Raw genomic sequence first — 2,797 nt, 5'->3', positions numbered from 1 at the left:
TTCACAAACAACGCCAGCCGTCCCTGATTACCCTGTGCGATTCCGTCCCCCTTCCCTAAATTAACCGGCAAAATATTCGGTGCCAGACGTTTCCAGGCCGCATCCACCGCCCGCTGGAACGCCAGTTCCTTTTCAGCACGGACATATTCCTGCCTGACCCACAATTCTGCATAATGTTGACGCGCTTGTACTGTTTCTGCCTCAATGCCCAATGCACTCAACGGATCGAGTCCAGGAGACTGAATACCCCGTTGCCCCTGCATCAATTGCTGATAACGCTGAAATTCGGCTTCTGTCAGTCCCCATATTTGCGCCTGAATACGGTGGTTTTCAGCTTGCATGACCTGTTGCTGAGTCGCTTTCATTCCCGTCACTGTCTGTTCAGAGATAGCAACCTGTGCCACCGAGGCTGACAGGGGCATGACAACGCCAACCAGCATCAACCAACGCCTCTGGCTGAAAAAATCTTTTCTCATCATTATCTCTCGTTAACTGACAGGGTTTGACGGTGCCCTTGTACCTGGAACAAAGCCTGATGATCGGAGATACTGACCAACGTCCACTCAAATGCGCTTTCACCCGGAGTCAGTAAGCGCATTTGAGATATTTGGGAATGAGGATCTATGTCTCGTGGAATAATAACGGCATAAACTTGTTCTCCCCGACGTTCAATACCAGAAAGTATGAAAGGAGCAACTCTCTGTTTCTTAGCTCGAAGAACCTCCCGGTCAGGTGTGCCCGCTTTTTTACCAGTATGCTTTTCCTGCTGAGATTTCCACGCGATTAATGCGTCAACGCGTATTTCCTGCTGTTTCCCGATATTTTTCAATACACTTACTGCTTCGGTAAGATCCTGATGAGCACGGCTTAAATCAGTAACTGACTGTGCGAGCTGTTTTTGTTGGTCGTTGATGGATCCCTGTTGCGCTATCAATGCCTGATGAAACCGGTCATTTTGCATTTGCCAGTCCTGACGGGAGACAAAGCCGGTATCCGCTTTATCAAGCCGTTCATGCAGCTTTTGCACCTCATCAGGCAAATGCTGGAATGATCCATTTCGCATCAATGACTGAAATTCCACTAACTGATGATGTTGCTGCCGTACCACGAATGCCAGAAACGCTATACTGACAATAACAAGTAATATTGACAGATACCCCAGACATTTTTTTAACGACAACCTGGGTTGGGTCTTTTGAGAAACCGCCTGCCGCAAGCTGTCAATTTCAGCCTCAGACGTCGACGACAGAGGCGGTATTTCAGTTGTCATACACAACATCCTTGTTTGTTTTATTTAGCGCTGTGCCTGGCGTACTTTTAACCTGAGTTCTGGTTAAGCCGTCACTAATATGTCCATTTCTGAGCGGGAGATATTCAGTGACGGTTTGTTCTCTTTGAAACAATAAACGATTAGCCCTCCTAACACATTCAACATGAATCCCTGTAGACTACGGTGTCGTGAGTGCTCTATCTGAGAAATATTCTTTAACTGATCATGGATGGTTTCTATGATGAAACGCTTTGATAACATCACTTTATCCCACACTGAGAGCGCTTTGGCCTTCATGTTGCTGCGCGTATTCGTTATCAATGTCACCCCTGTCGCGTTTAAATCATCAAACAGAGTCTGACTGATATATCCTTTGTCGCCGTAAAGCGTTCCTGTTAATCCTGCGGCTAACTCACGGACAGGCTCCCGATCATCGACATTACCCGGAGTGAGTTTAGCTGACACAATTTCTCCCTGATGATTGACTATCAGATGCAGCTTAAAACCGAAAAACCCTCCCATTGACCCTTTCCCTCGTTTCGCTATGCCGTCAAACACCTTATGGCGAGGGATACGAATGTTATGGCAAACACGAATACTCGTGGAATCGACAAAAGCGAGTCCCGTGGGTTTCCCTTTCACCTGCGTCAAATAGCTACAAAGCGGTCCTAAAACTGAGGAAACGACGCCTAAGAACCGGGTATAGCTGAGCAGGGTGGGAAAGTCTTGTTGATGGTATCGTCGGACTAATCCAAAGTAGAAATTTTTGAAATCGCGATAATGTGACATATGAAAAGCAATCACAATGGTCATAATCTCGCTGGCACTCATGCGGCCATGACGTCTGCGTTGACGATGTCCTTCCTCGATACACTGTTGTTCCCAGAGTGGAATGAATACACGGCAAAAATCATCGACATCGCAGAAGAGTTCAACTAGTTTATCCATGCCTGTTCCTAATAAGATCGTTTTTTTCTTGGTCGAAAATTTTGATCTTGGAACAGGCACTGAGTTCCATTTTTTTATCCAGAGTTCAGGTTCAGGTTACTTTTAGTATTATCGGGTTGCTTGACAAAACAACGGACACAGAAATGCGACTTATTCAGTAGTGATTAGAGTCTAATCATACGATTACCCGATACAGGGAAGAATACTGGGCAAAACCAGAGAGGATGACGATAAAAAACTCAATATGAAAAAATGAAAATTACACTCCAATATAGAGCATAAAAATCTATGGTTCCCCTCGTTTTTGCAACACTCATTTTTGATGAATTTTTGGCTTGCTTAAATCTATCCGGCGTCACTGTAGGCAAGGAGCCTGCGCCTCGATGAGTTCCGCGCCTGATGAACCTTAAAACCTTGTCGGCTTGAAAGAGCCATTTTTTATGTTAGGTTTCTCATCAGGCCGGTAGGCCGTTCATGTCATCAATAATCAGTCTTCGCAAAACCAGTGGGGTAACATTTAAATAGGTTCACAATGACGCCAGCTTTAGGCGACAAATACCGTGTGTTGTGTCGTAATGG

3 protein-coding genes are annotated in these 2,797 nt (G+C 45.5%); all 3 read right to left on the bottom strand.

Annotated elements, in window-relative coordinates:
* The coding region (locus D3222_RS24070; protein ID WP_369973539.1) for a TIGR03759 family integrating conjugative element protein at positions 1 to 479 on the bottom strand (479 nt) is incomplete at its 3' end.
* A complete protein-coding gene (locus tag D3222_RS24065) occupies positions 479 to 1,270 on the bottom strand; it encodes a hypothetical protein (protein ID WP_118988306.1) in 792 nt (263 codons plus the stop codon). The genes D3222_RS24070 and D3222_RS24065, both read right to left, overlap by 1 nt.
* Positions 1,271 to 1,333: 63 nt before the next feature.
* Positions 1,334 to 2,218: an IS982 family transposase gene (locus D3222_RS24060; protein WP_118988305.1), complete on the bottom strand. Its 885-nt coding sequence runs from the start codon at positions 2,216 to 2,218 to the stop codon at positions 1,334 to 1,336.
* Positions 2,219 to 2,797: the final 579 nt, after the last annotated feature.

Origin of the sequence: Photorhabdus sp. CRCIA-P01, from assembly GCF_003545805.1 — a bacterium.
GTDB classification, from domain to species: Bacteria; Pseudomonadota; Gammaproteobacteria; order Enterobacterales; family Enterobacteriaceae; genus Photorhabdus; species Photorhabdus antumapuensis.
Note: the sequence above shows the minus strand (reverse complement) of the source record. Positions and strands in the feature narration are given on the sequence as shown.